The sequence below is a fragment of the Kitasatospora dryopteridis genome (assembly GCF_050749075.1).
In the GTDB taxonomy this organism is placed as follows: domain Bacteria; phylum Actinomycetota; class Actinomycetes; order Streptomycetales; family Streptomycetaceae; genus Kitasatospora.
In genome coordinates this window covers 4,077,983-4,101,207 of record NZ_CP192749.1, presented here as the reverse complement: position 1 = coordinate 4,101,207, position 23,225 = coordinate 4,077,983, and the positions used below count along the sequence as shown (strand labels likewise).

At 73.4% G+C, this 23,225-nt stretch carries 21 protein-coding genes; 11 read left to right on the top strand and 10 right to left on the bottom strand.

What is annotated here, in order from left to right:
• Positions 1–359: 359 nt before the first annotated feature.
• The 9 genes from rpmH to ACQ614_RS18685 all read left to right on the top strand — a co-directional run bounded on the left by rpmH (position 360) and on the right by ACQ614_RS18685 (position 7,092).
• The gene (rpmH, locus tag ACQ614_RS18725; protein ID WP_030059672.1) at positions 360–497 is read left to right on the top strand and encodes a 50S ribosomal protein L34; all 138 of its coding nucleotides are present in this window, start codon (positions 360–362) and stop codon (positions 495–497) included.
• 21 nt (positions 498–518) lie between these two features.
• Positions 519–947 carry a ribonuclease P protein component gene (rnpA, locus tag ACQ614_RS18720; RefSeq protein ID WP_363496506.1) on the top strand — a complete coding sequence of 143 codons (429 nt, stop codon included), beginning with the start codon at positions 519–521 and terminating at the stop codon, positions 945–947.
• Positions 944–1,258: a membrane protein insertion efficiency factor YidD gene (gene yidD, locus ACQ614_RS18715; protein WP_095873843.1), complete on the top strand. Its 315-nt coding sequence runs from the start codon at positions 944–946 to the stop codon at positions 1,256–1,258. Before rnpA ends, yidD begins: the two co-directional genes overlap by 4 nt.
• Positions 1,259–1,261: 3 nt before the next feature.
• Positions 1,262–2,422, top strand: coding sequence for a membrane protein insertase YidC (gene yidC, locus ACQ614_RS18710; RefSeq protein WP_431679678.1), 1,161 nt, complete (start codon positions 1,262–1,264; stop codon positions 2,420–2,422).
• Between the two features lie 79 nt (positions 2,423–2,501).
• A complete protein-coding gene (locus ACQ614_RS18705; protein ID WP_431679677.1) occupies positions 2,502–3,032 on the top strand; it encodes a protein jag in 531 nt (176 codons plus the stop codon).
• Between the two features lie 139 nt (positions 3,033–3,171).
• Entirely contained in the window at positions 3,172–4,020 is an 849-nt protein-coding gene (gene rsmG, locus ACQ614_RS18700) for a 16S rRNA (guanine(527)-N(7))-methyltransferase RsmG (protein WP_431679676.1), read from the top strand.
• A gap of 295 nt (positions 4,021–4,315) precedes the next feature.
• Positions 4,316–5,284, top strand: coding sequence for a ParA family protein (locus ACQ614_RS18695; RefSeq protein WP_431683959.1), 969 nt, complete (start codon positions 4,316–4,318; stop codon positions 5,282–5,284).
• Positions 5,281–6,357, top strand: a complete 1,077-nt coding sequence (locus ACQ614_RS18690; protein WP_431679675.1) for a ParB/RepB/Spo0J family partition protein — start codon at positions 5,281–5,283, stop codon at positions 6,355–6,357. The genes ACQ614_RS18695 and ACQ614_RS18690 overlap by 4 nt, the downstream gene beginning before the upstream one ends.
• A gap of 117 nt (positions 6,358–6,474) precedes the next feature.
• Positions 6,475–7,092 (top strand): GNAT family N-acetyltransferase, encoded by a 618-nt coding sequence (locus ACQ614_RS18685; protein ID WP_431679674.1) that lies wholly within the window; start codon positions 6,475–6,477, stop codon positions 7,090–7,092.
• 107 nt (positions 7,093–7,199) lie between these two features.
• Here ACQ614_RS18685 and trxA read toward each other — a convergent pair whose 3' ends face one another.
• From trxA to ACQ614_RS18650, 7 genes are all read right to left on the bottom strand, one after another.
• A complete protein-coding gene (gene trxA, locus ACQ614_RS18680; RefSeq protein ID WP_363496520.1) occupies positions 7,200–7,526 on the bottom strand; it encodes a thioredoxin in 327 nt (108 codons plus the stop codon).
• Positions 7,527–7,638: 112 nt separating this feature from the next.
• Positions 7,639–8,604, bottom strand: coding sequence for a thioredoxin-disulfide reductase (trxB, locus tag ACQ614_RS18675; protein ID WP_363496523.1), 966 nt, complete (start codon positions 8,602–8,604; stop codon positions 7,639–7,641).
• 194 nt (positions 8,605–8,798) lie between these two features.
• A complete protein-coding gene (locus ACQ614_RS18670) occupies positions 8,799–9,716 on the bottom strand; it encodes an anti-sigma factor family protein (protein WP_431679673.1) in 918 nt (305 codons plus the stop codon).
• Entirely contained in the window at positions 9,713–10,447 is a 735-nt protein-coding gene (gene sigM, locus ACQ614_RS18665) for an RNA polymerase sigma factor SigM (protein ID WP_431679672.1), read from the bottom strand. Before sigM ends, ACQ614_RS18670 begins: the two co-directional genes overlap by 4 nt.
• A gap of 26 nt (positions 10,448–10,473) precedes the next feature.
• On the bottom strand, positions 10,474–12,675 hold the full coding sequence (locus ACQ614_RS18660) for a protein kinase family protein (RefSeq protein ID WP_431679671.1): 2,202 nt from the start codon (positions 12,673–12,675) through the stop codon (positions 10,474–10,476).
• 228 nt (positions 12,676–12,903) lie between these two features.
• Complete coding sequence (murJ, locus tag ACQ614_RS18655; protein ID WP_431679670.1) at positions 12,904–15,216, bottom strand: murein biosynthesis integral membrane protein MurJ; 2,313 nt, start codon at positions 15,214–15,216, stop codon at positions 12,904–12,906.
• Between the two features lie 41 nt (positions 15,217–15,257).
• Entirely contained in the window at positions 15,258–17,636 is a 2,379-nt protein-coding gene (locus ACQ614_RS18650; RefSeq protein ID WP_431679669.1) for a DUF6049 family protein, read from the bottom strand.
• Between the two features lie 366 nt (positions 17,637–18,002).
• On the opposite strand from ACQ614_RS18650, the gene ACQ614_RS18645 reads away from it, so the two are divergent.
• Both ACQ614_RS18645 and ACQ614_RS18640 read left to right on the top strand, forming a co-directional pair.
• Positions 18,003–19,448: a CCA tRNA nucleotidyltransferase gene (locus ACQ614_RS18645; protein WP_431683958.1), complete on the top strand. Its 1,446-nt coding sequence runs from the start codon at positions 18,003–18,005 to the stop codon at positions 19,446–19,448.
• Between the two features lie 107 nt (positions 19,449–19,555).
• Positions 19,556–20,272, top strand: coding sequence for a restriction endonuclease (locus ACQ614_RS18640; protein WP_431679668.1), 717 nt, complete (start codon positions 19,556–19,558; stop codon positions 20,270–20,272).
• 59 nt (positions 20,273–20,331) lie between these two features.
• Here the strand turns inward: ACQ614_RS18640 and ACQ614_RS18635 are convergent, their stop codons facing one another.
• The 3 genes from ACQ614_RS18635 to ACQ614_RS18625 are packed head-to-tail and all read right to left on the bottom strand — an operon-like array spanning position 20,332 to position 23,149.
• On the bottom strand, positions 20,332–21,009 hold the full coding sequence (locus ACQ614_RS18635; RefSeq protein ID WP_431679667.1) for an LppU/SCO3897 family protein: 678 nt from the start codon (positions 21,007–21,009) through the stop codon (positions 20,332–20,334).
• 41 nt (positions 21,010–21,050) lie between these two features.
• Entirely contained in the window at positions 21,051–21,749 is a 699-nt protein-coding gene (locus ACQ614_RS18630; protein ID WP_431679666.1) for an LppU/SCO3897 family protein, read from the bottom strand.
• 47 nt (positions 21,750–21,796) lie between these two features.
• On the bottom strand, positions 21,797–23,149 hold the full coding sequence (locus ACQ614_RS18625; RefSeq protein ID WP_431679665.1) for an MFS transporter: 1,353 nt from the start codon (positions 23,147–23,149) through the stop codon (positions 21,797–21,799).
• Positions 23,150–23,225: the final 76 nt, after the last annotated feature.

Genomic DNA, 23,225 nt, shown 5'->3' with positions numbered 1-23,225 from the left:
ACTCGGGGTGCCGGTCCGATCGATGAACAAACCCGACAAGTCCTGCAACGGTAGTCAGCGGACAGAGCTGATTCAAGTTGTTGTCCACAGGCTGTGGGCGACGGGCGCAAGGGCTGCCGGTTTGACCCTCCGGGGCGCCGCCGCGTACCGTAACCAGGTCGAGTTGTCGATGGCCGCTGCCGCATGCCCGCGGGTCCACCCGCTTCCACGAGGCGCGCAGCACGGGCGCCGTGGATGGCCTCAACACCAGCAGACCTGGGCCGTTGGGGCGGATTTCCCGCGAAGGGGAGATCGCGCGGACGCACGGTGACGGCCAAGCGACGTCCCGTCATCCTACGATTCACCTCAGGAGCCCCCGAGTGAGCAAGCGCACCTTCCAGCCGAACAACCGCCGTCGCGCCAAGACCCACGGCTTCCGGCTGCGGATGCGTACCCGCGCCGGCCGCGCCATCCTGGCCGCCCGCCGTGGCAAGGGCCGCGCCAGCCTGTCCGCCTGATCCGGCGCGCAGGTTCTGACCGTGCTGCCCTCCGAGAATCGGCTGCGGCGGCGCCAGGACTTCTCGACCGCGGTGAAACGCGGTCGCCGGGCCGGAAAGCCCCTGCTGGTCGTCCATCTCGACAGAGAGGGCGGCCGGCCGGGGCGGGCGGACCGGGACAGCGACTGTGGCCCGCACGTCGCCGAGGGGCTTCCTTCGGCGCGTGCGGGTTTCGTCGTGAGCAAGGCCGTGGGATCCGCGGTCGTGCGGAATCTCGTGAAGCGTCGGCTTCGTCACCTGGTCCGTGAGCGTCTGCCCCGGCTGCCCGCAGGTAGCCTGATAGTGGTACGCGCGCTGCCCCCGGCAGGGTCGGCGTCGTACCTCGATCTCGAACACGACCTGGACGCGGCGCTGCGGCGGTTGCTCCGGGCGGAGCCGACCGGCAGTGCGCCGACGGGAGCAGGGCGATGAAGTACCTGCTGATGGGGCTGATCAGGCTCTACCAGTGGACGATCAGTCCGCTGCTCGGGCCGGTGTGCCGTTACTACCCCTCGTGCTCGCACTACGGGTACGAGGCGGTGCGCCTGCACGGTGCGATCAAGGGGAGCGGTCTGACCGCGTGGCGCATCCTGCGCTGCAATCCCTGGTCGCCGGGCGGGGTCGACCATGTGCCACCGCGCAAGCACCCGGTGTGGCACCGCCGGGTCCGCAATCTGCTGAGCCCGAAGAGTGGGACCGCCGGGCCGGAGCCGGTGGCCAATCCTGATGTCCAAGGAGCCTGACCGGTGACCTTCTCCTTCCTGAATCCCCTCTACACAGCGGTGTCCTGGATCATCGTCCAGTTCCACTCGCTGTACAGCCACGTCTTCGATCCTGACGGCGGCTGGGCCTGGGGTCTGTCGATCGTCTCGATGGTGGTCGTCATCCGGATCTGCCTGATCCCGCTCTTCGTGAAGCAGATCAAGGCGACCCGGGCCATGCAGGCGATCCAGCCGAAGATGAAGGCCATCCAGGAGCGCTACAAGAACGACCGGCAGCGCCAGTCCGAAGAGATGATGAAGCTCTACAAGGAGGCGGGCACCAACCCCTTCTCGAGCTGTCTCCCGATCCTGGTGCAGGCCCCGTTCTTCACGGCCCTCTACGGTGTGCTGGCCTCGGTCGCCGCCGACAAGACGATCGGTGTGATCAACGAGCAGCTGCTCGACAGCGCCAAGCAGGCGCACATCTTCGGCGCCCCGCTGTCGGCGACCTTCCTCGGCAGCAGCGAGCTGAGCGTCAAGATCGTCGTCGCCGTGATGATCGTCCTGATGTCGCTGTCCCAGTTCGTCACCCAGCGCCAGCTGATGACCAAGAACGTGGACCTGACGGTCAAGACGCCGTTCATGCAGCAGCAGAAGATGCTGATGTACGTCTTCCCGATCATCTTCGCGGTGATGGGCATCAACTTCCCCGTCGGTGTCCTGGTCTACTGGCTGACCACCAACGTCTGGTCCATGGGCCAGCAGCTGATCGTCATCCGCAACAACCCGACGCCGGGCTCGAAGGCCTGGGACGAGCGCCAGGCGCGACTGAAGAAGGCCGGCCGGCTCAACCCGGACGGCTCCGTGCGCAAGGCCGGCTGGGTGGCCGCGCTGACCGGCGGCAACAAGCAGCCCGCCGTGAGTGCCGAGGCCGTGGTCGCCGAGACCGTGCAGGTGCGCCGCCAGCAGCCGCGCAAGCAGAGCAAGGCGCAGCGCCAGCAGGCCGCCGGACACCAGGGGGCGCAGGCGACCGCCGAGCACGCCGAGGAGCCGGCGGCCGAGGAGCAGCCGGTGGCCCTCACCAAGCAGGACGCTGTGCCGGCCGGCCGGTCCGCGGCCAAGCAGCCGGCGGGCAAGCCGGGCCCGCGCCAGCAGCCCAAGCGCGGCGGCCAGGGCGGCGGCCAGCGGCCGAAGAAGAAGTCCTGACCGGCCGTAGCCGGTCCGAGCGGCCCCAGATCTTCCCTCTCGGCCCCACCCGAGGGCCCATCCCCGAAGGAGTCCATCAGTGACGGAAGGCACCACCTCCGCCGTCGACGTCGAGGCAGGAGCGGAGTCCGGTGAAGGCCTCGTGGCCCGGCTGGAGCGCGAGGGCGACATCGCCGCCGACTACCTGGAGGGTCTGCTGGACATCGCGGACCTGGACGGCGACATCGACATGGACGTCGAGGGCGACCGGGCGCTGGTCTCGATCGTCAGCGAAGGCACCGACCGGGCGCTGCAGCGGCTGGTCGGCCAGGACGGCGAGGTGCTGGAGGCGCTGCAGGAGCTGACCCGCCTGGCGGTGCACCGGGAGACCGGCGAGCGCAGCCGCCTGATGCTGGACATCGCGGGCTTCCGGGCGCGCAAGCGGTCCGAGCTGGCGGCGCTGGGTGCCAAGGCCGCCGAGCAGGCGAAGTCCACCGGCGAGCAGGTGAAGCTCAAGCCGATGACCCCGTTCGAGCGCAAGGTGGTGCACGACGCCGTCGCCGCCGCCGGGCTGCGCAGCGAGTCGGAGGGCGAGGAGCCCCAGCGGTGTGTGGTCGTGCTGCCGAACTGACGCCGGTGCCGTGTCGAGCGACCCCGTCCGCCGTGTGCGGGCGGGGTCGTCGTCCCTTCGGGGGCGGTTCGTACGGCCCGGTTTGCGCGCGGGGCCGGGGCCCGCGTGAGGATGGGATGCCTGATGTGGGGTGGATACGGTGAGCGGAGAGGCTGACATGGAGACGGACGGCGTGGCGACCGAGGGCGGGCCGTCGGAGGACGCGCCCGGCGCGGGTGCTCCGGCGGAGGGCGTCGAGGGGAACGGTGCCGCGGCGGCGGAGGGTCCGGGCGAGCCCCCGGCCTCGGCGGGCGGCATTTTCGGCGATCGGCTGCCGGTCGCGGTGCGGTACACCGAGCTGCTGGCCACGGCCGGCGTGCAGCGCGGGCTGATCGGCCCGCGGGAGGTGCCCCGGCTGTGGGACCGCCATGTGCTGAACTGCGCCGTGCTGGCCGAACTGCTGCCGGCGAACGCCTCGCTGTGCGACGTCGGCTCCGGGGCGGGTCTGCCGGGCATCCCGGTGGCGATGGCCCGCCCGGACGTCTCGGTGACGCTGCTGGAGCCGCTGCTGCGGCGGACGACCTTCCTGGAGGAGGTGGTCCGCGAGCTCGGCCTGGAGAACGTCACCGTGCTGCGCGGCCGGGCCGAGGAGATGGTCGGCAAGGTCGCCGTCGACGTCGTGACGGCGCGGGCCGTGGCCCCGCTGGACCGGCTGGCCGGCTGGGGCATGCCGCTGCTGCGCCCGTACGGCCAGATGCTGGCGCTCAAGGGCGACACCGCGGAGCAGGAGATCGCGGACTCGCGTTCGGCGCTGACCCGGCTGGGTGCGGTGAGCTGGTCGGTGATCTCGGTCGGCGAGGGGACGCTGGAGACCTCGACCCGTGTGGTCCGGGTGGAGGCGGGCGAGAGCCCCGGCGGTGTGAAGGCCGCCACTCGGCGGGCGAAGGCCGCGCGGGCCGGCCGGGGTGCCCGGGAGGGAGGCCGCGGCGGGGCGCGCCGCCGGCGCTGACCGGGGCGCGGCAGGGATTTCGGAGCGGGTGGCCCTCGGGCCGCCCGCTCCGTTGTTTCCCCTGGTGGGAGCCATCGTTCGGCTGTCTGTGGGTGGCTGTTCGCCGACCGGGTGGCGTCGGGGCGGGTACGGAGTGTCGCACCGTCAGATTTATGACATTCCGGGCATGGTGTTTCACGTGAAACGTCGCTCAATGCTCCCCGGAATCCTCGACCGCGCCATGGCGGTGACTGTTGCCGCTCCGGTTTCACGTGAAACACTGACCCCCATGCAGGACTCGGAGACCATCCACCAGATCGACGACACGCCGATCGGGCGCGCCGCCCAGGCTGCCGTCCAGGCCATCGGGCGGGCAGAGGAGGGGCTGCCCAGGCCGGCCGCGACCCGGGTGATCGTGGTGGCCAACCAGAAGGGTGGGGTGGGCAAGACCACCACCACCGTCAACCTGGCCGCCGGCCTCGCCATGCACGGGCTGCGCGTGCTGGTCGTCGACCTCGACCCGCAGGGCAACGCCTCCACGGCGCTCGGCATCGACCACCACGCCGAGGTGCCGTCGATCTACGACGTCCTGGTGGAGGGCAAGCCGCTCGCCGACGTCGTCCAGCCCGTGGTCGACGTGGAGGGGCTTTTCTGCTGCCCGGCCACCATCGACCTGGCCGGCGCGGAGATCGAGCTCGTCTCGCTGGTCGCCCGGGAGAGCCGCCTCCAGCGCGCCATCGCCGCCTACGAGCAGCCGCTGGACTACATCCTCATCGACTGCCCGCCCTCGCTCGGCCTGCTGACCGTCAACGCCCTGGTCGCCGGCCAGGAGGTGCTGATCCCGATCCAGTGCGAGTACTACGCGCTGGAGGGCCTGGGCCAGCTGCTGCGGAACGTCGAGCTGGTCCGCGCCCACCTCAACCCGGCGCTGCACGTCTCCACCATCCTGCTCACCATGTACGACGCCCGCACCCGGCTGGCCGCCCAGGTCGCCGAGGAGGTCCGGACCCACTTCGAGAACGAGGTGCTGCGGACGGCCATCCCGCGTTCCGTCCGCATCTCCGAGGCGCCCAGCTACGGGCAGACCGTCCTCACCTACGACCCCGGGTCCACCGGCGCGCTCTCCTACCTGGAGGCTGCCCGGGAGATCGCGCTGCGGGCCGCGGAGGTCGGTTTCGCCGCCGGGGCTGCGGCGGGCTACGGTGCGGTCGGGCAGCAGCGGACCGCTGCCGGAGCGGCGAGCGCCGCGGTGGCACAGCACGGCACGATGGAGGGCAACCGGTGAGTGGTGGTCGCAGGGGACTGGGCAGGGGTCTGGGGGCGCTTCTGCCGGCCGGGCCCGCAGCGGCGGCGCCGGAGACGGTGCCGGTGGCCGACGGGGCAGCGGCGGCGGCCGTCCCCGTGCTGCCGGCCGGCCGCGGCACGGTGGCGGCCCAGGCCGCCGCGGAGAGCCTGCGGGAGCTGGCGGCAGAGGCGCATGCGCGCAGCCTGCCGGAGCCCGCGCTGGCCCCGGTCGACGGCGCGCGCTTCGCCGAGCTGCCGCTGGACGCCATCACGCCCAACCCCCGGCAGCCCCGCGAGGTCTTCGACGAGGGCAAGCTCGACGAGCTGGTGACCTCGATCAAGGAGGTGGGCCTGCTCCAGCCGGTGGTCGTCCGGCAGGTCGGGGCGGACCGCTACGAGCTGATCATGGGCGAGCGGCGCTGGCGGGCCTCCCAGGCGGCCGGGCTCGACGTGATTCCGGCGATCGTCCGCGCCACCGAGGACGACAAGCTCCTGCTGGACGCGCTGCTGGAGAACCTCCACCGGGCGGAGCTCAACCCGCTGGAGGAGGCCGCCGCCTACGACCAGCTGCTGCGGGACTTCTCCTGCACCCACGACCAGCTGGCCGACCGGATCGGCCGCTCGCGGTCGCACGTCTCCAACACCCTGCGGCTGCTGAACCTCCCGCCGGGGGTGCAGCGACGGGTCGCCGCCGGCGTGCTGACCGCAGGCCACGCGCGGGCGCTGCTGGGCGTGCCGGACGCCGAGCGGCAGGAGGCGCTGGCGAAGCGGATCAACGAGGAAGGCCTCTCGGTCCGCACCACCGAGGACATCGTCAGGCTGATGACTGCCGAGGAGAAGCCGAAGCGGACGGCGGCGCCGCGAGCCGGACGGATCGTCTCGCCGGCCTTCGACGACCTCGCCGGTCGGCTCTCCGACCGGTTCGAGACCCGGGTGAAGGTCGAGGTCTCGCAGCGCAACGGCAAGCTCGGCAAGGGCAAGGTCGTGCTGGAGTTCGGCTCGGTGGAGGACCTGAACCGGATCCTCGACAGCCTCGCCCCCGGCGAGGACGGGCTGCGACTCTCCCAGGGCTGACCGGCGGCCCGCCGGGAAACGGACGAGTGGGTGCATGTTTCACGTGAAACGTGCACCCCTCGCGTTTTTCGGAGCAAGCTCGTGGTGTGGGACCGAGCCGGAGGAGGTGTGTGGGGCGTGGGTCGCAGGCTCGCTCCGCTGACGCTGGACAACCTGGCCGATCTGCCGGACGGCTGCCGCTCGTGCGTGTTCTGGGAACTCGACCCGGTCAGCGGGCGGGCGGCGGTGGACGGGGGCAAGGGGGAGCTCGAGAAGGAGGGGTGGATCTCGGCGGTGCTGCTGCAGTGGGGCTCCTGCGGGCGGATCGTCTACGTGGACGACGTTCCGGCGGGGTTCGTGCTGTACGCGCCGCCCGCGTACGTGCCGCGGTCGCAGTCGTTCCCGACGAGCCCGGTCTCGCCGGACGCCGTTCAGCTGATGATCAGCCGGGTGGTGCCGGGCTACCAGCGGCAGGGGCTGGGCCGGGTGCTGGTCCAGGCGGTGGCCAAGGACCTGCTCCGCAGGGGAGTCCGGGCGATCGAGGCCTTCGGGGCGGTCGGCCGCCCGACACCGAGCTGTGTGCTGCCGGCCGACCACCTGCTCGCGGTGGGCTTCAAGACCGTCCGGCCGCACCACCGCTACCCGCGGCTGCGGCTGGAGGCACGGACGACGCTCACCTGGCGCAGCGACGTCGAGGGGGCGCTGGAGCGGCTGCTGGGCGGGGCACGGAAGGAACCCGCGCTGCGGCCGTTCTGAGCGGCCCGTGCCGGTGCCTGCGCGGGAAGCCTGTCGGCGGACGGGCCGCAGGAACGCCGGAGGGCCCCCGGATCGTCCGGGGGCCCTCCGTGGAGAACGGCGTCGGCTCAGATGAACTCGGCCAGCTCGCGGAGCAGGGCGGCCTTCGGGCGGGCGCCGGTGATGGTCTTCACCAGCTCGCCGTTCTGGTACACGTTCAGCGTCGGGATCGAGATGACGTTGTAGGCGGCAGCGGTCTGCTGGTTGTTGTCGACGTCGAGCTTGGCGATGGTCAGCTTGTCGCTGTGCTCGGCGGCGATCTCCTCCAGGATCGGGGCGACCTGGCGGCACGGGCCGCACCAGGTGGCCCAGAAGTCGACCAGGACGGGCTTGTCGCTCTTGAGCACCTCGGCGTCGAAGGTCGCGTCGGTCACGTTGATGGTGGCGCCGGCCACGGAACTCTCCTTGGGGTCACGGACGAGGCGGTGCCTCGCCGCCGCTGCGGGCGGCTCGGCACCTTCGGACGGGATAACAACCGCGAGGGCTGTTCTGTTTCGGGGGCGGCGGTCAGACCGCGACGGCGGCGGCCTGGGCCTCCAGGTCCGCGAGCGAGGCGAGGTAGCGCTCGGCGTCGAGGGCGGCCGCGCAGCCGGTGCCGGCCGCGGTGATGGCCTGGCGGTAGGTGTGGTCGACGACGTCGCCGGCGCCGAAGACGCCGGGGATGTTGGTGCGGGTCGAGGGGGCCTCGACCTTGAGGTAGCCCTCGGCGTCCAGGTCGAGCTGGCCGGTGAAGAGCTCGGTGCGCGGGTCGTGGCCGATGGCGATGAACAGGCCGGTGACCGGGAGCTCGCGGGTCTCGCCGGTGGTGGTGTCGCGCAGGGTCAGGCCGGTGAGCTTCGGGTCGCCGTGGATCTCCTGGACGGCGCTGTCCCAGGCGAAGGTGATCTTCGGGTCGGCGAAGGCGCGCTCCTGCATCGCCTTGGAGGCGCGCAGCGAGTCGCGGCGGTGGACGACCGTGACGCTGCGGGCGAAGCGGGAGAGGAAGGTGGCCTCTTCGAGGGCGGTGTCGCCGCCGCCGACGACCGCGATGTCCTGGTCGCGGAAGAAGAAGCCGTCGCAGGTGGCGCACCAGGAGACGCCGCGGCCGGAGAGCACGTCCTCGCGGGGCAGACCGAGCTTGCGGTGCTGGGAGCCGGTGGCGACGATCACGGCGCGGGCGCGGTGGACGGTGCCCTCGGAGTCGGTGACGGTCTTGACGTCGCCGGTGAGGTCGACGGAGACGATGTCGTCCGGCACGAGCTCGGCGCCGAACTTCTCGGCCTGGGCGCGCATGTTGTCCATGAGCTCGGGGCCCATGATGCCGTCGCGGTAGCCGGGGAAGTTCTCGACCTCGGTGGTGTTCATCAGCGCGCCGCCGGCGGTGACCGCGCCCTCGAAGACCAGCGGCTTGAGGGAGGCGCGTGCGGTGTACAGCGCAGCGGTGTACCCGGCGGGGCCGGAACCGATGATGATCACGTTTCGGACGTCGCTCACTGAGTCTCCTGGTTCGCTTCGCGACCCGCGCTGGTGCGGGGAGGGCGGTCCTGCTCCGCCGCCCGGGACAACGACTGCCCAGTCTCCCGCATTCCCGGGCCCGGCTGTACCACATGACCGCACTGTGGGAGCGGATGTTCCGATGGGTGACCGCTTTCCGGTGACGCACCCGGGCCCGGACGGGGCGGGTGAGGTCAGCGGGCGGGGAGGGTGCGGTGCAGCAGGACGCCCGGGGCCGAGCAGTCCGGAGTGATCAGGTAGACGTCGACCTCGTCGCTCGTACCGGGGACCGCATAGACCAGGGCGGTGACGGGGGAGGAGTGGTAGCTGCCGGGCGCGGCGGCGAGCGGGGCGCGCTCGCCCTGGCCGGTGATCGCGGCGGCGCAGGCAGGGGCGGAGGCGCCGGCGGCCGGCCGGCCGCCCTGGGTCAGCCCTTCGGGCGTCTTGGGGGCGCCCGCCGAGGGGGTGGCCGACGCCGCGTCGAGCAGCTGCCGGACCTGGGCCGCGAGGGCCTGGTCGCTGAATTCGGTGTTGCTGCCGAGGGCGGGCTGCTGTGCGCCGCCGGCGGCGGGCCGGGCGGCGCTGTCGGCCGGTGCGTCGCTCGCGGTGCCGCCGTTCTGGGAGGTGATGGGGACGAGCAGCGCGCCGAAGCCGATCGCGACGGCCGCAGCGGCGGTGGCGAGGGCGATGCGGGCAAGCCGCCTGCGGCGGCCGCGCCCCGGGCCGGTGCCCGCGGTGCCGGAGGGACCCGTGGGGCCGGTCTCGGCGGAGGGGCGCCCTGCCGTCCGGGGGAGCCGGCCGGCGGCCTTCCCCGGGTCGCCGGGAGGGCCGGCCGCGGTGTCGGCGGCCTCGGTGCGGGCTGCGGCGAGGGCGGTGTCGATCCGGAGGGCGACGTCCTCGGGCATGGGCGGAGTGTCGACGGAGCCGAGCAGCTCCTGGACCTCGGCGAGCGCGGCGAAGGTGTCTGCGCACTCCGCGCACTCGGCGAGGTGGGCGCGGAGCGCCGGTTCGTCGGCCGGGTCGGTGAGCTGCTCGGCGAGGTCGGCCAGTGCCTCGATGTCGGGGTGCCGGGGCTCGGGTGCGGACGGGGAGGAAGGCGTGTGCGGCGTCATCGCTTGTTCGCATCTCCTTCCAGCAGGGGCCGGCGTCCGGCGGCGTCCGTACCTGGGACGGTGCCGGGGCCGGACGGGTTCCCGCGCTTCGCCGCCGTTTCACGTGAAACACGTGTGCGGGCCGCGTCGCCGGGGGAGCCGTCCTCGGCGGTTTCACGTGAAACATCGCCGCCGCGCAGATGGCGGACGAGCGGCAGGAGGCGGGCCCGGCCGCGGGCGCAGCGGCTCTTGACGGTGCCGACGGGCACGCCCAGCACCGCGGAGGCCTCGGCGACCGAGTACCCCTGCATGTCGACCAGGACGAGCGCGGCGCGCTGCTCCACCGGCAGCGCGGACAGCGCGTCGGTGACCTCGCGCTGGAGCTCGGCCCGGACGACCGCGGTGTCGGTGGCCTCGGCGGTGCCGAGGGCGGCGTCGAGCCGCTGCGGGTCCTCGTCCAGCGATCCGGCGCGGCGGGAGGCCGCCCGGCGGGCGCGGTCGAGGCAGGCGTTGACCACGATGCGGTGCAGCCAGGTGGTGACCTGGGAGCGGCCCTGGAAGGTGTGGGCGGACCGGAACGCGGACACCAGCGCGTCCTGCAGGGCGTCGGCGGCCTCCTCGCGGTCGCCGAGGGTGCGCAGTGCGACGGCCCAGAGCCGGTCCCGGTGGCGCCGGACGAGCAGGCCGAAGGCGTCGGGGTCGCCGGCGACGTGCCGGGCCAGCAGATCGGCGTCGGAGGACTCCTCTGCCATGTCCGCCACCCCCTGCCCGTTCTCGCTCAGCCGTTCACCGTGATCTCGGCGACCTTGCCCTGGTAGCCGCCACCATCGTTGGGGATGGCGGTCAGCCAGATCAAGAGGTAGCGGGTGGTGATCGGCTTCGCCGGCTTGAGGTGGAGGTCGGTACCGCTCTCGGTGGCGACGGCGTTGCCGAAGGACGCGAAGCCCGCAGCGCTGACCTGGGGTGCGGAGGAGACGCCGGGAGCGGCCTTCAGCTCGACCGTGTGGCTGCCGCCGGCCGTCTTCACGTCGACCGAGCCGACCGCACGGGCGGTGCCGAGGTCCAGGAGCAGGCCGGTGCCGGGCTTGTAGCCGCCGGCCGTGAAGGGGTCCTGGTAGGACTGCGTGGACCAGATGGTGTCGGTCTTGCCGTCCTTGACGTTGGGCAGCGCGCCGGCGTGCTCGGCCTTCTCGTCGCCGTAGGCGTTGAACGAGGTCGGCGTGAAGTCGAGGGTGACGCCCGCGAGCGGCGCGGAGGACTGCTGGGCCGGTGCCCCGGAGGACTGCTGGGCGGGCGGGGCGCCCTGCTCGTCCTTGTTCCGGTTGAGGTGCTCGACGGCCTGCCAGGAGCCGACGACGATCGCGGCCAGCGCCACCAGCGAGGCGGTGGCCCGCAGCGCCGTCCGCAGCAGCCTGCGGCGCCGACGACGGGGCCGGGGGACGGCGGGCGCGGTGGTGTCCTGGTGGGCCGGGTGGTGCCCGGGCCGGGGGTGCGGGGCGGGCCGGGCGGCCGCGGTGTGCGGCGCGGGCTGCGGCTTGGGCTTCGGCTTGGCGGTGAACGCGGGCGCGGGCTGCTCGGGCTGCCGGATCTTCGGCATCAGCGCGATCGCCTTGGCCAGCTGCTCGGGGCTGGTGATCGGGTCCTGGTGGTGCGGCGGGTGCTCGCACAGGGCGCGGGCGGCGAGCTCGGAGAGGCCCTTGTGGACCCCGGCGCGGACCTGGTCCGGGGGGACGCAGCCGATGCTCTTGGGCATGCCGCGCAGGTCGTAGCGGTCCTCGGGGTAGGGCCAGCGGTGGGTCAGCGCGGCGAACAGCAGGGCGCCGATGGCGCGGGTGTCCGTCCGCTCGGCCTCCTCGGTGGGCAGGCCGCGCAGCGCGGCGTCCACCGCGATGCCGTTGATCCGGTACTGGCCGGTGTCGGTGCGCAGCACGCAGCGCGGGGTGAGCCGCAGGTGGGCCTGGCCACGACGGTGGGCGGCGGCGACCGCATCGGTGACCTGACGGACCATCTGGTACGCGTCGTAGGGCTCCATCGGCCCGTCGGAGAGCAGGTGGGCCAGGTCGGAGGCGTCCGGCAGCCACTCGCGGACGACGTAGACCAGGTCGCCCTCCTGGACGGCGTCGAGGACCTGGACGAAGCGCGGGTCGTTCAGCAGCGCGGCGGCACGGGCGGCGGTGAGGACGGCCTTGGCCCGGCGGTGGCCGGCCGCCATCAGGTGGACGCCGACGGCCCGGCGGAGCTTCTCGTCGACCGCGCGCCAGCTGCTGAACGTCTCCGACTGGGTGATGCACTCCTCCAGCCGGTAGCGGCCGCCGATCTTGTCGCCGCTGTGCCGGAGCGGGGCGGGCTTGGCGGCGGGCAGGGTGCCGGTGTCCGCATCCAGGGTCTCGGTGCTGACGGCGGGTCGGTCCTCGCGCTCCGGCGCGGCCGGGGAGGTGCGGGCGGAGCCCGGGACGGAGCGGCCGGACGGGCGGCGGGCGGGGGCGGCAGCGCCGCGGGCGGTGAGCTCGGCGGCCAGTTCGGAGGCGGAGAGCTGGGCGGTGGACTCCTCGGGCTCCTCGGCCGCCTCGGACTGTTCGGCGTCCTCGGCGTGCTCGGCCGCCGCGGGCCGGTCGCCGGCGGAGGCGTCGGAGCCGGGGTCGGATTCGAGGGCGGACTCACGAGCCGTCACGGCCGCCACGAGGGCCTCGGAGGCGGCCTTCCGGACGGCACCGGCCTCCTTGCCCTCCCCGGCGCCGGACGGCCCCCCAGCGGCCTCGGAAGACCCTGCGCGGGCCTCCTCGGCCGCCTCGTCGCCGGTGGTGGCCGCGGCGGTGTCGGAAGCGGCGTCAGCGGCGTCCGAGGCGTCGTCAGAGTCCCCGTCGGCGGGTGCCGGCCCGGCCGACCCGGTGCCGTCCTCGGCGATGTCCTCGATTGCCACGGCCAGCGCCGCCCCGTCCGCGACGGACGTGTCGACGACCGCCTTGGTGCCATCAGCCACCGTGGTCCTGCCTCCCCTTAGTTCCGGCCCGGTCCTGGGAAATCGGCCTGCCCGGCCGCCGGGCCCCGGGTCCCGCCAGGACAATTGTGCCCACTGTTTCTCCCCTGGTACGACCGCTGGGCCGCCCTACCGGTTGCGCAATCATCCGCGATCCGGTGGACGGCCCGTCATCGGGGTCCCCACTCGGCGCGGACGCTCGGGCCGCGCCGGGTTGACGTCATGTCATGCTCAGCGGCCGAGTCGGCTGCGCACCATCCCGAGCATCGAGTTCAGCTCCTCGATCCGCATCCGCCGGGCGACCAGCAGGAACGTCCCGATCTGCAGCGCGGCGGCCACCGCCAGGGTCAGCACGCCGGCCGGCCAGCCGTCCAGCAGGTCGAGCAGCAGCAGCTCGACGGCCAGGCCGAGGGCGGCGGCCGGCAGCGAGGCGATCACCAGCCGGACGTACGTCCGGCCGATCCGGCCGGTGTCCAGGCCGCCGATCCTGGCCTTCAGTCGGGGAACGGCCACGGCGACGCCGACCGCGTACGAGGCGCCGTAGCACAGGGCCATGCCGGTGACCGCCCACTGGGCGGGCAGCACCAGCCAGCACAGCACGGCCGTGGCTGCCTGGCAGGCCGCCACCCAGACGGTGTTGGAGAACGGGGTGCGGGTGTCCTCGTAGGCGTAGAAGCCGCGCAGCAGGACGTACTGCACGGAGTACGGGATCAGGCCGAGGGCGAAGGCGGAGAGCATGTAGCCGATGGACAGGGCGCCGTGTGCCGCGTCGCCGCCGTTGCCGAGGCCGTAGACCGCGTAGCCGATGACCGGGCCGAGGGAGAGGAAGAGGAAGGCCGCCGGCACGATCGCGACGGCGGAGGTGCGCAGCCCGTACGACAGGTCGTCGCGGACCGAGCCGGCGTCGTGGTCGGCGGCCGCCCGGGAGAGCCGGGGGAGGACGGCGCTCATCACCGACACCGTGACCACGGCCATCGGCAGCTGCCAGATCAGCAGGGCGTTGGAGTAGGCGGCGAGGCCGACGCCGAGGTGGCCGTCGGCCTCGGCGGCGATGCCCGCGGCGGTGGCGAGCTGGGTGATGACCAGGAAGCCGGCCTGGTTGGCGAGGACGAACAGGAACGTCCACTTGGCGAGCCGGGCGGCCTTGCCGAGGCCGTGGCCCCGCCAGTCGAAGCGCGGCTTGAAGGAGAACCCGGAGGCGCGCAGGTAGGGGATCATCGCCAGGGCCTGGACGGAGAGGCCGAGCAGGGTGCCGATGCCGAGCAGCCGGACGCCCTCCGGGGAGACCGTCTGGGGGGTCACCTGGCTGTGCTGGAAGGTGCCGTAGACCCAGATGTAGGCGCCGAAGGTGAAGATCACCACGAGGTTGTTCAGAACCGGCGTCCACATCATCGCGCCGAACCGGCCGCGGGCGTTGAGGATCTGCCCCATCACCACGTGCACCCCCATGAAGAACATGGTGGGCAGGCAGTACCGGGCCAGCGCGACCGTGGTCGCGGCGCTGTCGGCGTTCCGCATCAGCGAGTGCGAGATCAGCTGGACGAGCAGCGGGGCGGCGAGCACCGCGACGAACGCCACCCCCGCGAGGCCGGTGACGACCAGGGTCAGCAGGCGGTTGGCGTACGCGGTGCCGCCGTCCTCGTCGCTCTTCATGCTGCGGACCAGCTGCGGCACGAAGACGGCGTTCAGCGCGCCGCCGCCGATCAGGATGTAGAGCAGCGTCGGCAGGGTGTTGGCGGCGTTGTACGAGTCGCCCATGGTGCCGACGCCGATCGCGGCGGCGATCACCATCGTGCGCAGGAAGCCGGTGCCGCGGGAGACCAGCGTGCCGGCGGCCATCACCGCGCTGGAGTTGACCAGGCTCGCCATCCGGCCGGCCGCCGGCGATCCGGTGGCGGGTGCGGCGGCGGGTGCGGCCTCGGCGGGGGCCGGCGGAGGGGCGGCCGCGGCCGGGCGGGGCGGGGCGGTCGGAGGAGGCGGGGTGCCCTCGGCGAGGGCCTCGTGCAGGCTCGCCTCCTCCGCGGTGAGCGGCGGGTCGAACTCGATCGGCGGCACGAAGGGCTGCGGCTCGGGGGCGCTGCGGTCGCCGCTGAGCAGCGCGTCCACGCCCAGGTAGTCGGCGGCCTCCGCCTCGGCCTCTGCTTCGGCTTCGGCCTCCGCCCGGGCCGCTGCCTCGTCCTCGCCGTCCGGGCCGGGCCCGTCGGCGGTGTCCTCGCAGTCGCCGTCCGGGCCGTCCGGCTGCTCGGCGGTCAGGACCGGGGTGGCCGCCCAGTGCGGCACGGGCTTGCCCAGCGGCGGTGCCTGCGTCTCGGCCGGCTGGGGGCCGTGCTGTTGCGGCGGCAGCGCCGCGGCCGCCTCGGCGGCCCGCAGCCCGTACGGATCCTGCTCGGCCGCGCTGCCGAACGCGTCGCCGGCGTACGGATCACGGGAGTAGGTGTCGTCCACGTACCAGTCGGTGGCGGCGGGTTCGGCGGCCTCCGGCGCGCCCGTGCTGCCGGTGCCGCCCCGGCCCTGTGCTCGCTCCTCGCGCGGACCGCTGCTCATGCCACCTCTTCGCTGGTCGGTGGAGCCCGGACGGGGTTCCCTCAGTGACCAACCTTCTCATCACCGGTGGCCCGATCCCGGGCATCTGAGGCGGACTCCGGCGTTGAGTCGGACGGCTCTCCCAGGGCCCCGTCCGGTGCGGTGCCGGGGCCGTCGGCGGCCGCCCGGGACACCGGTCCGGTGACGGGCCCGGCCTCGGCCGCGTCCTCCCCGGGCGCCGGGGTCTCGTCCGCCTCCAGCAGCCGCTCCGGGTCGAGGTCGACCTCGCCGGCCGCGGAGCGCTTCTTGCGCTGCAGGTAGAACCGGACACCGGCCAGCGCCATCAGCACCACACCGCCGCCGATGACGTACATGACGCCGCTGGCCACCGAGGTGACCTCGACGGTGAAGGTGACCGGCTTGCCGTACGGCTGCGAGTTCGGCCCGGTCGTCCAGAGCTGGGCGGTCATCTGCACCGGGCCGTTGACCTGCGCCTCGGCGGGGAAGCGGAAGGTGCGGCTGGTGGTGGCGTCCAGCACCACCGTCGCGGCCTCGCCCACGTTGAGGCGGTTGACCTGGGAGGAGGAGACCCGCAGCTGGAGGTTGCCGACCGCCTGGTTGAGGTCGTTCTTGACGCTGATGAGCAGGGTGGCGTTGTCGCCCGGCAGCGTGATCACGCTCTTCGCGGGCACCTTCACCGCGGCGGCCAGGTTGGCGAGGTAGCTCTGCACGCCGTCCCGGTAGGCGGCGCCGGCCTCCGTGTGGTCGCGCCACTGGGTGGACATCGAGCGGACCATCGCCGCGTTGAACGGGCCCCGGACGCGCTGCGGCTGGGTCAGGATCAGCAGCAGCTGGTCCAGCCCGGTCTGCACGCCCATCACCGAGCCGAGCGCGGCCGAGGACAGCTCGGAACCCCGCAGGTCGCCCGGGTAGTCGCCGGGGACGGAGCTGTTGGCGTCCTGGTCGGCGGGCGCCGTGGCGACCGCGTCGAGCCGGGTCGGGGCCACCCAGCCGTTCGGCTGGGACGCCGCGCGCAGGGCCTCGGCGAGAGCCTCGGCGGTGCCGACGGTCAGGGTCCGGGACGGCATCACCAGCAGGCTGCGCTGGTCGTCCGGGCGCTGATTGGTGATCGTCATGGTCTCGGCGAGGAAGCGCTGTTCGGCGAGGCTCTGCGCCTGGTCGGAGTCGAGGTCGCCGGCGAAGAGCGAGGAGAGCACCGGGTCGGCGACCACCGCGGTCTGCCCGTTGCCGATCGGCCGGGCCGCGTTCGGGGTGTAGGAGAGCGAGCGGGACTCCGGCATGCTCGCCCCGTCCACCAGCACCAGGTCGGAGCCGGTGGTGCGGGCCACGCCGGCCGTGGCCTGGTCCAGCCGGCCCTGGTACGGCCAGGCGACCCCGCCGCGGACGTCCACCGCCAGCCGGCCCTCCGCGGTGACCTTGCCGGCCGTGGCGGCCTTGCGCAGCGCGGTGTCCATGCCGGGCAGGCCGCTGCCGTTGTGGGCGATCGAGGCCAGGTCCGGGTCGGCGTACGGCAGCGCGACCACCTGCGAGCCGTTGGCGGCCACCGCGGTGCGCAGCTGGGCCAGCCAGGCGGTCGCCGCGTTCTGGCCGGCGCCGGCGACGGTGTTCTCCTCCTTCGCCGACTCGCCCGCCGTGCCGGGCTTCTGCACCCGGTACGGCTTGGTCATCGCGAAGACCGTGTCGAGCAGGTCCGGGTCGATCACCCAGGTCAGGTTGGGCAGGGTCTGGCCGATGCTCACCAGCCTGCCGAGCCGGCCGTTGGGTGCGAGCTCGGTGGCGAGGCTGTCGTCGCGCAGCACCGGCATCTGGTCGTTGTCCGGCATGGTCTGGGCGACCAGCTCGGGGGAGTGGGTGATCGGCCACAGCGTGGCGACCTGCGTCTGCTTGCCGCCCGGGGCGGTGTTGTACGGGAGGAAGGTGCGGGCGATGCCCAGCGGCCGGTCCTCGTCCTCGTCGCGGACGTCCAACGCCAGCTCGTACACGCCGGCCGACTTCAGGCCCAGGTCGCCGGGGTTCACCTGGATGCTGTACGGACGGGACTGGCCGGGCGCGAGGTCGCCGAGGTCGGCCTTGTGGCCCGGCAGGACGGTGCCGTCCTTGCTGCCCGGGCTGGTGCGCCCGGCGACCAGGTTGATCGCGCTGCGGGTGTCCAACTGCTCCTTGGGCGAGCGGAGCACCACGTGCGCCGCCTTCACCGTGGACGAGCCGGAGTTGGTGACCCGGCCGGAGACGGTGATCATCGTGCCGTCGCCCGCGACCGGCGCGGAGAGCGAGTCGATCTGCACGGTCGCCGGGTACTCGGGGGAGGCGGCGGGGAAGCCCGTCCGCGCGGGCGCGGCGGCCGAGGCGGCGGGCACGGCGGACAGCAGGACGGTGCCGCCGGCCAGCACCGCGGCCAGGCGGCGGGCCGCCCGTCCCACGCGTCCGTACGCTGTCAGGCCGTGCCGCGCCTCGCCCACGTGCTGTGCCCTCGCCGTTTCTCGTTCGAATTCGTGGATAGCCATGCCCACCGCAGACCCGGTCGGGGCTCGTCCGGCGCCGGGCAGCCCCGACCGACCGGAGCACCCGCGGGCGCCGCCCGTACCGGGCTCTCCCGGCATGGTAACGACGTGCCCGATCCGCCGGTGGTGCGGGCCGCCGACTGCCCTCCTGAGCACCCGGGGCGCGCCCCCGGCGGCGACGCGCCACGGCCGGGAAACGGACGGGCGGCGGGACCTGCCGGGCACGTACCCTAGGGAGCCGTGTCCACTGCCAATGACTCCAGCGTGCATCATTCCAGTTCCACCGTGCCGACGGCCCTGCCCGGGCTGAGCGAGGCCCAGACCCTGGGCCTGCAGGAACTGCTCCGGGTCTCGCCGGTCGCCGACGAGATCGCCCGCCGCTTCCAGGCGGCCGGCTTCCGGCTGGCGCTGGTCGGCGGCTCCGTGCGGGACGCGCTGCTCGGCAGGCTGGGCAACGACCTGGACTTCACCACCGACGCCCGCCCCCCGCAGGTGCTCAAGCTGGTCAAGGGCTGGGCCGACGCGGTCTGGGACGTCGGCATCGCCTTCGGCACCGTCGGCGCGCGCAAGGACACCGCCGACGGCTCGTTCCTGATCGAGATCACCACCTACCGCTCCGAGGCGTACGACCGCACCTCGCGCAAGCCCGAGGTCACCTACGGCGACACCATCGAGCAGGACCTCGTCCGCCGGGACTTCACCGTCAACGCGATGGCCGTCGACCTGCCGGGCCGCGGCTTCGTCGACCCGCACCGCGGCCTGGACGACCTGGAGGCCCGGGTGCTGCGCACCCCGGCCACTCCGGAGGAGTCCTTCTCCGACGACCCGCTGCGGATGATGCGGGCCGCCCGGTTCGCCGCGCAGCTCGACTTCACCCCTGCGCCCGAAGTCGTCGCCGCGATGACCGCGATGGCCGAGCGGATCACCATCGTGTCCGCCGAGCGCGTCCAGACCGAGCTCAACAAGCTGCTGCTCGCCGCCCACCCGGTGAAGGGCCTGCGGCTGCTCGTCGACACCGGCCTCGCCGAGTACGTCCTGCCGGAGCTGCCGGCCCTGCGGCTGGAGAGTGACGAGCACCACCGCCACAAGGACGTCTACGAGCACTCGCTGACCGTCCTGGAGCAGGCGATCGCGCTGGAGCAGGAAGGCCCGGACCTGACGCTGCGGCTCGCCGCGCTGCTGCACGACATCGGCAAGCCGCGCACCCGCCGCTTCGAGTCCGACGGCCGGGTCTCCTTCCACCACCACGAGGTGGTCGGCGCGAAGATGACCCGCAAGCGGATGCGTGCCCTCAAGTACTCCAACGAGATGGTCGACGAGGTCGCCCGGCTGGTCGAGCTGCACCTGCGCTTCCACGGCTACGGCGGCGGCGAGTGGACGGACTCCGCGGTGCGCCGCTACGTCACCGACGCCGGCCCGCTGCTGGAGCGCCTGCACAAGCTGACCCGCTCCGACTGCACCACCCGCAACCGCAAGAAGGCCGCCGCCCTGGCCCGCACCTACGACTCGCTCGAGGAGCGGATCACGCTCCTCAAGGAGCAGGAGGAGCTGGACGCGATCCGGCCCGCGCTGGACGGCAACCAGATCATGGAACTGCTCGGCATCAGGCCCGGCCCGCAGGTCGGCCAGGCCTACAAGCACATGCTGGAGCTCCGCCTGGAGTACGGGCCGATGGACCACGAGGCGGCCGTCGCGGCCCTGCAGGAGTGGTGGGCCGCCCAGCAGGGCTGACCGCCCGGCTCGTATTCGAGCATGGCGGAGCGTAACCAGCCGGTCACCCCTGCGTTGCTCCGTCCGAGGGAGGGGACCTGCCCTTCCCCGGACGGAGGGACACGGCCATGGCTGTGGATGCTGTGCTTCTGGAGTCGCCCACCATGCGGGCGACGGTCGCGGACCGGGTCGAGGTGCTCGACCGGGTGCGTGCACTGGAACTGCTGCCCGACGGCGTGCACGTCACGACCGAGGGAGTGGCGGCGTACTTCGGGGTGGGGCTGGCGGCGATCAAGTCCGTGGCCTTCGACCACCGCGAGGAACTCACCTCCAACGGCTACCGGGTGGTGGCCGGTGCCGCACTGGGTTCCTTCAAGGAACTCAGTGGAACTCAGTCGCGGGCCCGCTCGCTGGCGCTGTTCACGCGGCGCACCGTGCTCAATGTCGCCATGCTGCTGCGGGACAGTGAGACCGCACGCCAGGTGCGCTGCTACCTGCTGGACGCCGAACAGGCGGCGCGCAGGGCGGCTGTGGACAGCGCCGTGCAGCCTGTGGACAACGCACCCCGGTGGCCCGAGGGTTCGCTCCAGGCGGCAGTCGCCGGCGTGGCCGAGCAGGTGGTGCGGGACGTCGTCGGCATCGCAGTGGTGCCGCTGCTGAATGCGCTGACGGTCGAGGTCGGCCGGAACAGCAGCAAGCTGGATGCGATGGCCGACCGGGTGGACCGGCTGGAGCGGGTCGTGCTGGACGACGACGAGCGGACGATCGCCCGGCGGCGCCGTCGGCTGCTGCAGGCGGTGGACGAGGGTGCGGCGGACGAGGAACCGGACGCCCTGCTGAGGTGACCGCCGGCCGTGGACGGGGGTGGACCGGAAAGGCCCGCCCCCCGTCCGCGGCGGTGCGGCTACGGCACGAGCGAGTGCAGGCAGAGGGCCAGCCGGTCGGAGCCCTCCCGGCGGGTGTAGTAGCCGTCGGCGTCCGGGAAGGCCCGGCAGGCGGTCCGGGCGCTGTCGGCGTCGGTGACCTTGCCGACGATCCGGGCCTCGGCGTCCTTGCCCGAGCAGGGCACCACCACGACGTCGGGGTGCACGTCGTGGTCCGCGGTGGTGACGTGCCGGTTGTGCACGCAGTCGCCGACGTCCGCGGACTCGGGGCCTTCGCTGCCGGAGAGCACGAGGGCCAGGGCGACGGCCACCGGGACGAGCAGGCCCAGGATCTCCGGGCGCTTGAACAGCGGGCGCCCCGGGTCCATCGGCCGGCCGGGGGCGCCCGGTACCGGGGGTGCCAGCTTGTTGATCTTCGCCCGGTTGAGCAGGTTGATCAGCATGGTGGCCGGGTTGACGATCGCCGAGGCGATGCCCCACCAGCCCTGCCACAGGCTCTTGGCGGTCATGTCGCGGTGCACGGCGATCCCGCAGTCGCGGCAGAACGGTCCCTCCAGGGTCAGGAACCGCATGATCACCACCAGGCCCCGGTGGCCGCGGACGGTCGCCCGGACGGCCGGGACCGAACCGCAGAAGCGGCAGACCGGCTGCTGCCCCGGCTGCGCGCTGTACGGCAGCCGGGACGGAGGTGTGGACAAAGGTCCCCCGGGGGCGAGGGCCGGGCGAGCCCGACCGGGTGTCAGAACTTCTTCGGCGAGGCGGACGAGGTCGGGGACTTGACCGTGCCGTTCACCGGGCCGAGGCAGAGCACGTAGTGCTTCTTCCGCCAGCGCCGCCCGGTGCTGCCGCTGAAGGTCGCCGTGGTGCCCGGGGTGCCGTCGCAGGCCGCCACGCTGCCGCCGCTGATGTTGTTCAGCACCTTGTAGTTGGCCTTCGGGTCGGTGCAGGAGATCTTGGAGACGCTCTTGTAGCCGGTCTTCTCCACGCAGTCGCCGGCCTTCGCCGAGGAGGGCGAGGAGTCGGCGACGAAGAAGCCGACGATCAGCACGACCGCGCCGGCCGCCACCGCGCCGACGCGCAGCCAGAAGCGGAATCCCCGCTTGGGCTTGGGCGCGGCGGGCACCGCGGGGCCGGGCGGCGGCGGGTAGGCGGGGGCCTGGTGGCCGGGGCCGCTGCCGTACGGGGGCTGCGGGCCTGCCGGCGGGGCGGGCGGTTGCTGGCCCGGGCCCGGGTAGCCGTACGCGGGCGGGGGCGGTGCGGGCTGGCCGTAGGCCGGGGGCTGCCCGTACGCGGGGGGCTGCTGCCCGTACGCCGGAGGCTGTCCGTAGGCGGGCGGCTGCCCGTACGCCGGCGGCGGCTGGGGTGCCCCGTAGGGCGGCTGTGGCTGCGGTGTCCCGCCGTACTGCGGCTGGCCGTACGGATTGTGCGGTGTGCTCATCGATCCCCCCGTGGGCTGCTGAGGTCGCGCCGGTGCGCGGACGTACCTTAGCGACTCGGGGCGGGCCGACGGGATGTCAGGTCGCCGCGGCGGCGGTCGGAACGGGCCGCGCGGGCGTACAGCAGGGCGCCCAGGGCGTAGACCAGGGAGACCCCGCAGACCACTGCCACGGAGCGCCCGTTCAGCGGAAGGACCAGGGCGGTCACCCCGGCGGCGGCCACGAAGGAGACGTTGAACAGCACGTCGTAGACGGCGAAGACGCGGCCCCGGTAGGCGTCCTCGACGGACTCCTGGACGAGGGTGTCGGCACAGATCTTGGTGCCCTGGGTGACCACACCGAGCAGCAGAGCGGCGACCAGCCCCGTGCCCTCCCGGAAGGTGAGGCCGAGGGCGGGGACGAAGACCGCCGCGGAGGCGAGGCAGGTGACCATCCAGCCGGTGAGGCCGAGCCGGCGGGTGCACCAGGGGCTGACGAGGGCGGCCAGGAAGAAGCCGACGGCGGAGAAGCCGACCGCGCGGCCCAGGCTGACCAGTCCGCCGGCGGCGTCCTCGGGCCGGTTGAAGGTGTAGCGGGAGAGCATGAGCACCACGACGATCAGCACGCCGTAGCAGAACCGGGCCAGCGTGACGGCGCCCAGCGCGTGGGTGGCGGGCCGGCAGTCGTGCACCAGGTGCCGCAGGGCGGTGCCGAGGTCGCGGGCGGCGGTGACCAGGGCCTTGCTCAGCGGCGGCCGGCCGGGGTGGTGCTCGGGGCCTAGCAGGTCGCGGTCGATGAGCAGGGCGGCGAGCGCGGCGGAGAGGTAGAGCAGCGCGGCGACGGTGACCAGGGCGGCGTCGGCGCGGGGGCCGGGCGGCAGGATCTGGTGGACGACGAAGCCGAGGCCGCCGCCGAGGGTGGCGGCCACCGTACCGAGGGTGGGGGAGACGGCGTTGGCGGTGACCAGCTGCTCGGGTTCGACGACCCGCGGCAGGGAGGCCGAGAGGCCGGCCAGGATGAACCGGTTGAGGGCGGTGACCAGCAGGGCGGCGGCGAAGAACATCCAGTCCGGGGCGCGGCCGAGCAGCAGGGCGGCGGTGGCCAGTCCGAGCCCGAACCGGGCGAGGTTGCCGTGGTACAGCACCTGGCGGCGGCGCCACCGGTCGAGCAGCACTCCGGCGAAGGGGCCGACGACGGAGAACGGCAGCAGCATGACGGCCAGCACCGCGGCGATGTCGGCGGGGGAGGACTGCCGCTCCGGGGAGAAGATCACGTATGCGGCGAGGGCGACCTGGAAGGTTCCGTCGGAGAGCTGGCTGAGCATTCTGACCACGAGGAGCCGCCGGAATCCGCGCCCGCGCAGCAGCCCGCGGAGGGTGGCGCGGTGGGGTGCCTGCTTGCCGTTGTCCTCGGTGATCGCCACCCGGACAGGTTGCCATGCCGGGCGGCGCCGTTTCACGTGAAACATCGCGGCATTGGTGCCGGAATGCCGAAGGGGC

Coding starts and splice junctions, on each gene's coding strand:
- yidD (WP_095873843.1), top strand. CDS start 944: ATGAAGTACCTGCTGATGGGGCTGATCAGGCTCTACCAGTGGACGATC.
- murJ (WP_431679670.1), bottom strand. CDS start 15,216: ATGAGCAGCGGTCCGCGCGAGGAGCGAGCACAGGGCCGGGGCGGCACC.
- sigM (WP_431679672.1), bottom strand. CDS start 10,447: ATGGCAGAGGAGTCCTCCGACGCCGATCTGCTGGCCCGGCACGTCGCC.
- ACQ614_RS18670 (WP_431679673.1), bottom strand. CDS start 9,716: ATGACGCCGCACACGCCTTCCTCCCCGTCCGCACCCGAGCCCCGGCAC.
- ACQ614_RS18630 (WP_431679666.1), bottom strand. CDS start 21,749: ATGAGCACACCGCACAATCCGTACGGCCAGCCGCAGTACGGCGGGACA.
- ACQ614_RS18640 (WP_431679668.1), top strand. CDS start 19,556: ATGGCTGTGGATGCTGTGCTTCTGGAGTCGCCCACCATGCGGGCGACG.